The 7,201-nt window shown below is 66.6% G+C and carries 7 protein-coding genes; 1 reads left to right on the top strand and 6 read right to left on the bottom strand.

What is annotated here, in order from left to right; genetic code table 11:
* From AB4Y86_RS08190 to AB4Y86_RS08215, 6 genes are all read right to left on the bottom strand, one after another.
* Positions 1 to 242: SDR family NAD(P)-dependent oxidoreductase (locus AB4Y86_RS08190; protein WP_441401756.1), on the bottom strand; the 242-nt coding region annotated here is incomplete at its 3' end.
* Positions 235 to 2,118 carry a PEP-utilizing enzyme gene (locus AB4Y86_RS08195; protein ID WP_441401758.1) on the bottom strand — a complete coding sequence of 628 codons (1,884 nt, stop codon included), beginning with the start codon at positions 2,116 to 2,118 and terminating at the stop codon, positions 235 to 237. The genes AB4Y86_RS08190 and AB4Y86_RS08195, both read right to left, overlap by 8 nt.
* A gap of 69 nt (positions 2,119 to 2,187) precedes the next feature.
* Positions 2,188 to 3,354, bottom strand: a complete 1,167-nt coding sequence (locus AB4Y86_RS08200) for a PEP/pyruvate-binding domain-containing protein (protein ID WP_441401760.1) — start codon at positions 3,352 to 3,354, stop codon at positions 2,188 to 2,190.
* 5 nt (positions 3,355 to 3,359) lie between these two features.
* The gene (locus tag AB4Y86_RS08205; protein WP_441401763.1) at positions 3,360 to 4,637 is read right to left on the bottom strand and encodes a cytochrome P450; all 1,278 of its coding nucleotides are present in this window, start codon (positions 4,635 to 4,637) and stop codon (positions 3,360 to 3,362) included.
* Positions 4,638 to 4,784: 147 nt separating this feature from the next.
* Complete coding sequence (locus tag AB4Y86_RS08210; RefSeq protein WP_441401764.1) at positions 4,785 to 5,585, bottom strand: IclR family transcriptional regulator; 801 nt, start codon at positions 5,583 to 5,585, stop codon at positions 4,785 to 4,787.
* 47 nt (positions 5,586 to 5,632) lie between these two features.
* The gene (locus AB4Y86_RS08215) at positions 5,633 to 6,340 is read right to left on the bottom strand and encodes an HD domain-containing protein (protein WP_441401765.1); all 708 of its coding nucleotides are present in this window, start codon (positions 6,338 to 6,340) and stop codon (positions 5,633 to 5,635) included.
* 363 nt (positions 6,341 to 6,703) lie between these two features.
* On the opposite strand from AB4Y86_RS08215, the gene AB4Y86_RS08220 reads away from it, so the two are divergent.
* On the top strand, positions 6,704 to 7,111 hold the full coding sequence (locus AB4Y86_RS08220) for a hypothetical protein (RefSeq protein WP_441401766.1): 408 nt from the start codon (positions 6,704 to 6,706) through the stop codon (positions 7,109 to 7,111).
* Positions 7,112 to 7,201: the final 90 nt, after the last annotated feature.

The following is a 7,201-nucleotide window of genomic DNA, read 5'->3' on the forward strand; positions in this document are numbered from 1 at the left end:
GAGTCGACGCTGGTGACGTCGGCGTGGAACGCTGCCGCCTCGGCCCCGGCATCCGCGACCAGTTTGGCGGTTTCCTCCGCGCCCTCGAGATTCACATCCGCCACAGCCACGCGGTAGCCGCGGCGGGCGAAGCCGAGCGCGAACGCCCGGCCCAGCCCGCCGGCGGCACCGGTGATCAGGACGGTGCGGCCGTCAGGGCCCGCACCGTCACTCTGTGGATCAGGCGTAGTGGGATCAGACATGGCTGTGGCTGTGCTCAGTGTGACTGTGGGCCCCCGGCCCCGCGACCTGCAGTTCGGGCTCATCGTCGAGGATCTGGACAGTGCCCTTGGTGCCGTCGACCCGCAGCCGCTGGCCGGTTTTGATCGTGGTGGACCCCGAACCGGTTCCGGTCACGGCCGGCAGGCCGTATTCGCGGCAGACGATGGCCGCGTGGCTCATCATGCCGCCGATGTCCGTGACGGTGGCTTTGATCTTGCCGAAGATCGGGCCCCAGGAGGGAGCGGTGACGGTGGCGACGAGGATCTCGCCCTGCTGGACCTCGGAGAGCTGGTCCGCGTCCGTAACGACGCGGGCCAGGCCTTCAACGACGCCGGGCGATGCCGCCATGCCGCGCAGGCCGCCGCCCTCAACCTCCTCGCCGGCGCCCAGCCACTGCTGGACCTGCTCGGTGGTGATGCCCCAGAGCATCCGGGTGAAGGGTTCGGTGATGATTTCCGGCGGGGTGTTCAGCGCCGGCGCGGGCCGGGCAGTCTTGAGCGCGTCCACGATCCCGCGGCGGCGCTCAATCTCCTCCGGCCAGTAGTCCGGGCCGATCGGCTTGGCGCCGACGCCCCAGCCGGTGACGAGGTCGAAGAGTGCGTCGCGGACCTCGTTGCGGCCCAGGTAAAGCAGGTCATCCGGTTCGGTCCAGAAGCCCTCGGCCTGCATCATGCGGGACAGTTCACGGATCTTGCGCCAGAAAACGCCCATGGTCCAGTGCTCGATGTAGAAGTTGTGGTTTTCCACGTACGGGTAGGCGGTGGCGGCGAGGCCCCGCTTGGCGTCGAAGAGCGCCTGGTTTTCGCCTTCCAGCAGGTCCCGGTATTCCTCGATGATGCGGTCGCGCTCGGCGATCAGGGCCTCGACCGGGCGCATGATTTCCTGGCCTTCGTCCACGCGCCGGACGTAGTCCGCGATGTAGCCCAGCGGGATTTCCTGGTGCTCGTTCCAGTACTTGTCATGGCCGTAGAAGCCGTTGCCCACGGTGAAGTTGAACCACGGGTCCTTGGCGCCCTCATACTGGGCCATCCAGCGGTCCCCGCCCGGGGCGGCCGCCATGGCACCCAAGGTGGCCTCGACGTCGTCGGTGTTACCAAAGTACCGCTGCAGCTTCAATTCGACGGCGAGCTTGGCGAGCTGTTTGAGTTCGTCGTCCGGGCGGAAGAGCTCCATATCCACGCCCTGGACCATCGTGGCGATGGACTGGTCCGGGATGTTGGGAAAGACCTGCTTGCAGAAGTTGAAGAAGTCCAGGTAGGCGATGTAGCCCAGGTTCAGGAACTCGAAGTGGTACTGCCAGTTCTGGTAGGCCAGCTGGATCAGCCGGTCGTAGCTCTCCAGGAGCTTCTCAGAGCCGTCCTTGCCCTTGCCGGACAGGATGTCCTCCATCGGAACCATGTCCGGGAGCTTCGGAAAGGAAATGGTTTCCATCTCATCGATGGTGCCCTTGACCTTCACGTGCCAGTCTTTGAGCAACTGGTCCCAGTTCTGGAAGTAGTGCCCCACCCGCTGTTCGAAGAGGGGGACGCGGGCGCCGATCTGGTCCTCGGGGACCGGGATGGGCGACATGTACAGGTAGCCCAGGTGGACCCGGAACTCGATGCCGTTGGCGTTGGGGATCATCAGGTGCCGGGCGTTGTATTGGCCCAGGCACTTGACCGCGAACTCGCCGCCGATCGTCTCGAAGGGCTTGAACACGGTAGGCCAGTGCTGGCTGTCGCAGAACCAGAATTTGGCGTCCTCCTGCTCCTTGAGCTTGTCCTGGAAGACCAGATAGTACGGGTAGATCTTTTCCCAGCCCTCGGCGCCGGCGGGAACCGGAAGCTCGGAGGGCTTGGGGAAGGACTTCAGGGACATGGCGGTCCTTTCAATACGGGCTCGGCGTTGAGCCTGGGTGTCGGAGCGGACTAGCGGGGCAAAACTTATTCAGAAGGAGGGCTTCAGCAGTGACGCGGTGATGCCGCCGAGGCTGAAGCTCCCGCTCGCCGGCGGCGCTGACGACGGCGCCGTGCCGACAGGCGGGGTCACCGGCGGGGTCGGGTGGCTCAGTCCGCTGAAGTAGCCGCCGGCGGCGGCCGGCTGCGGCGTTTGCGACGCTGCCTTGGAGGAGTGCACCGTTTCCGGGCGGGACTGCAGCAGGAGCAGGTTCTCGCCGTCAGGCAGGTCCGCGTCGAGGGCCCATTCGATGTCCTGCGGGCATTTGTAGTGCTTTTCGGCCCGCTTGGCCATCTGCGCGACGGCGGTGAGTTCGGCGTCGGACAGGCTGCGGCGGCCGCGGCGTTCGGCGTCGACCTCGCGTTCGACGAGGCGGCCGGYGGCGGCGTCCGGGACGAGTTCGGCGTGCTTGTCGCCGAGGTGCTCGTTGACCACGGCCAGGGTCACCTTGTCCAGCATGATGTTGTCCGGGGTGACCTGGCCCGAAACCACCATCTCCCCCACCCCGTAGGAGGAGTCGATGGTGATCTTGGAGCGGTCGCCGTTGGTGGGGTCCATGGTGATCGCGACGCCGGAGACGCGCGCATTGACCATCTTCTGCACCACGACGGCCATCGAGAGGCCCTCGTTGGGGATGTTGTTCTTGAGCCGGTAGACGATGGYCCGGGAGGTGAAGAGCGAGGCCCAGCATTGCCGGATGTGGTCGGTGACGGCCTTGACGCCGTCGAGCCAGAGGTAGGTGTCCTGCTGGCCGGCGAAAGAGGCGTCCGGCAGGTCCTCGGCGGTGGCGCTGGACCGCACGGCCACGGGGACCGGCGCGTCGAAGCGGTTCATGAGGGAGTCGTAGGCGCTGATCGTAAGTTCACGCATTGCCTGCGGAACGGGCCGGGAGCAAATGTCTTCGCGGATGGCGGCGGAGACCTTGTCCACCTGCGCCATGTCCTCGGAATCCAGATCGGCCAAGAGCTGATGGATGTGCTTGGTGATCCCGGCTTCCTCCATGAAGGTGTCGAACTGGGCGGTGGTCACCACGAAGCCGGGCGGAACGGGCATGCCGGCGGAGGTCATGGTGACCAGCGAAGCCCCCTTTCCGCCGAGGTTTTCGAGCTTTGGCGTGACACCGCCGTCGAAGAACTGGATGTATTCGTTGCTGTGCATGATTTTCAGGCCTTCCAGCTGACGGGAACKGTCTCGGGGACGCGGAAGGACAGGTTTTCCCGGAAGGTGATGCCCTCCGGGTTCTCCAGCTGTAGCTCCGGGGCGAGCCGGGCGACTTCCTCGAGCGCGATTTTTGCCTGGAGTTTTGCGAGCATGTTGCCCAGGCAGTAGTGGATGCCGAACCCGAAGGAGAGGTGCTCGCGGGCGTTGGGGCGGGTGATATCGAAGTTTTCGCCGGCGTCGAACTTGTCCTCGTCGCGGTTGGCGGAGCCCATCAGGAGCAGCAATTGGGCCCCCTTTTCGATCGCGACACCACCCACTTCCGTGTCCTTCAGCGCCTTGCGCCGCCAGCCCACGATCGAGCCGGCGTAGCGCAGAACCTCGTCGATGGCCGCGGGGATCTTCTTGGGGTCCTGCACGAGCTGCTTCCACTGCTCGGGCCGGGCGAGGAGCTCGCGCAGCGCGTTGGAGATCAGCGTGGTGGTGGTCTCGTGGCCGGCGAAGAGCAGGCTGTAGAGAACGGAGGCGATCTCGTGGTCCGAGATCTCGGCGCCTTCCTGCTGCGCCTTCACCAGGTCCGCGGTGAGGTTGTCGCCGCCGTTGCCGTGGGCCTCCTTCACCAGGCGCAAGCACTCCTGCCAGTACTCCACGAGGTTGCGGGCGTGCGGAATCTGCTCCTCGTCGCTGAGGTCGCCCCAGGTCATGGCCGCGCGGGAGTCGCTCCAGCGTTTGAAGGTATCGACCTTTGCGACGTCGGCTCCGATGAGCGTGAGGATGGTGATGGTGGGGACGTCATAGGCGAGGTCCTTGACCATGTCGCCGCGGTGTTCCGGGCGTGCCAGCATCTTCTCGAGCAGCCCGACGACGTTCTGCCGGATGAACGGCTCAAGCGCCTTGTAGCGGCGGGGGGTGAAGGCTTTCTGGACGATCGCGCGGATGCGGGTGTGCTCCGGAGGGATGCGCGCGGAAAGACCCGAGTAGGCGGTGAACCCGCCGTCGTCCATGATTTTCTTGGCCGCGGCGCCGCGTTCGCGGACCGGCGCCTGGGCGTTTTCGCTCGAGAAGGTCTCCCAGTCTTCGAACACTGCCTTGATGTCCTCATAGCGCGAGACAACGTAGAGGCCCGTCCGCTCGTCAAACATGACCGGCTGCTCGGCCCGGAGCTCGGCGTACGCGCCGAAGGGGTCCTTCATCTGGAACGGCTCATAGCCGTGGTGCCCGGCGGGGGCTTCGGCGCCGTGGCCGAGGGGACAGCGGCCGGCCGTTTCAGTCGACGATGACATGGGAACTCCTAGGAAAATTGGCTCCGCCGGCTGCCGTCAGGCGCCGGGGGTTCGTGGTCTCCAGTGTGGTCCACATCACCAGCCAAGCCCAGTCGTTACTTCCGCTCAGCGGAAACCAATATCGGTCTCCGGAAGAGCGGCGTCGGCCTACCCCGTCGGAAGGGTTCCCCGGTGGACGCCGATAAGCGTTTCCAGCGGGATCCGTGCCGTGGCGCGTTCGATCTGCGCCGAAATTCCCTTCAGGACCGGAAGGTGCCTGGTCATGGTGGACGCCTGGGAGGTGGGCAGCACCAGGCCGATCGCGGCCCCGATCCTGCCCGTGTGGAAGACCGGGACGGCGATCGAACACGAGCCCAGGCGCACTTCCTCCAGCGTGGTGGCATAGCCCTGCTCGCGGATTTGGTCCAGTTCCGCGGCAAACCGCCGCGGGTCAACGTGGGTGTGGGCTGTGGGCCGTTCCAGCTCCCGCTGCAGGTAAGCGTCCCGGACCCAGCCCTCCTCGAACGCCAGGATGACCTTCCCGACGGCGGTGGCATGCATCGGAAGCCGGCCTCCCACGCGGGAGGCCCTGGGCACCCGTTTGGAACCGTAGACCCTGTCGATGTAGAGCACTTCATGGCCGACGCGGACGGCCAGGTGCGCGGTCTCGCCGGTCAATGAGAACAGGTCCTGAACAAAGGGACGGGCCGCGTCGCGCAGCTGCCGTCCGGTGTTCTGGGCGAGCTCCCACAGCCGGATGCCGAGCTGGTACCGCCCGTTGGGTTCCCGCGAGAGGAAGCCCCAGTCCGTCAGCTCGTTCACCAGCCGGTGCGCGGTGCTCAACGGGAGCCCGGATTTCTCGGCAATGTCCGTCAGGCTCAACGCGCCGCGGGACTTCTCAAATGCCTCCAGGATGGCCAGGACCTTGGACGTCACGGTGCGTCCGGGTTCGCGGCTGCCGCCGGCCATGCTGACCTCCTGCATTCCTTGGCGCCCAGCGGCGTCCGGAATCGAGTCTAGACCGGTGCGGCCGCACCTGTTGGCTCCTCGAGCAGGCGTTGCCGCTGCGGCCACAGGGTTACCGATTCCAGGGCGGACAGTGCCCTCGCCATGGCGCGTGCCTCGGCGGTGAACAGATGCCCGTGGACGCGCTGGCTGCACAGCCGCAGGGCCTGCCCGCGGTCGAGCCCGAACCAGTCCATCACCGTGTCGATGCCGTGCGGGCTGAGCCGCCAGGTCTTGTCGGCATCCTTGACGATCGCGTCTTCGATGGAGAGGGCTTCGCGCCGGCTGTCGTGCCCGTCAATGATGTCCAGAATGGCCTGGACCTTCCCGGGATCGTAGCGGCCGTCCGCGAGGATTTGGGCCGCCAGCTTGGCCCCCTCTTTTTCGTGCAGCAGCACCAGGTCGGGTCTCCCGCCGCCCGGGGCAATGGCCTGCAGCACCTCGTCCGGCGGAACCTGCGACCAGCCCACGTCATGCAGCATGATGGCCGGAAGAACGACGGCAGGATCCGCCTCGGGGTGCGCATCCAACAGGGCTTGGGCCAGTCCCAGGGCGTAGAGCGTGTGGGCATCGTTGTCCCGCACCCGCAGATAGGGGGCCGCGCGGTCCCAGATCGCGGCAAGCTGAGGAGATAGCGCCATGACCCCATCCGGGTCCGCCTCAATACTCGCGGCGACGTCCCGCCCGTGGTGATTGGCGGCGGCCCTCATCTTCGTCATGCATCCAACATCGGCCCTAAAGTCGGCGCGGGCAAGGGCCGCCTTCCGCTCACCGGAACCGGGCTGGGCAAGTAAGGGACATGCCCAGTCCCCGCCGCCACGAATGGACATACTGGCAACATGCCCACACGCCGGCCCGAGCGCGGCGCATGTCCCCGGCCGGCCCGAGAAGAGGGCAGACCCCCTCCAGGACATGCCCAGTCCCCGCCGCCACGAATGGACATACTGGCAACATGCCCATGCGCCGGCCCGAGCGCGGCGCATGTCCCCCGCCAACCCGAGCGTGGCGCATGTCCCGAGGGGCGGGAGGGGTGCGACCACGCGGCCCTGTTCGCGGCCCACGGCGGGCGATAAAGTTGTTGTGTGCCTGACTGGCAGAGCCCTCATCCCCTACCGGCCACGTGGCAGCGAAGCGACGACGGGATTCTGCCTCTGTGGTGGGAGCGGCTGTGCTCCCAGACCAGCCCTCAGTCGGCCGCGCTGTATGCGGCCGGGCTATTCACCGAGGACCGGCGGCGTCCCATCGCTCAGTGGTACAACCCCGCCTTCGATGCAGCGCTCCTGGTAGCCCCCGAAACTTCCCCCGAGTGGCCCGTGCAGCGCTTTGGCATCTTCTACGCACCCCCGCGCGGCGGCTTCACCCGCGTGCACTCCTCCGCCCACGAGTGGCACCCCCGGGAGCCGAGGCAGTCCCCCACGGAGGATGAGGCCTTTCAGGCGGCCGTGGCCGAGGCCGAGCGTTTCCTGCAGGTCGAGATGTTCTTCGTCTAGGGGCCCGAAAAGGCGCCCGAAAGGCAAATAGGCGCCCGATCCGTCCGCACGGCGGGCAAGAAAAAAGGTCCCGCGGCCGGTAATTCACCG

The sequence above is a fragment of the Arthrobacter sp. 2YAF22_2 genome (genome assembly GCF_052114645.1).
Lineage (GTDB): Bacteria > Actinomycetota > Actinomycetes > Actinomycetales > Micrococcaceae > Arthrobacter.

Bases quoted from the DNA above. Each gene is read 5' to 3' on its own strand.
- AB4Y86_RS08210 (WP_441401764.1), bottom strand. From the start codon at position 5,585: ATGGCCGGCGGCAGCCGCGAACCCGGACGCACCGTGACGTCCAAGGTC.
- AB4Y86_RS08215 (WP_441401765.1), bottom strand. From the start codon at position 6,340: ATGACGAAGATGAGGGCCGCCGCCAATCACCACGGGCGGGACGTCGCC.
- AB4Y86_RS08195 (WP_441401758.1), bottom strand. From the start codon at position 2,118: ATGTCCCTGAAGTCCTTCCCCAAGCCCTCCGAGCTTCCGGTTCCCGCC.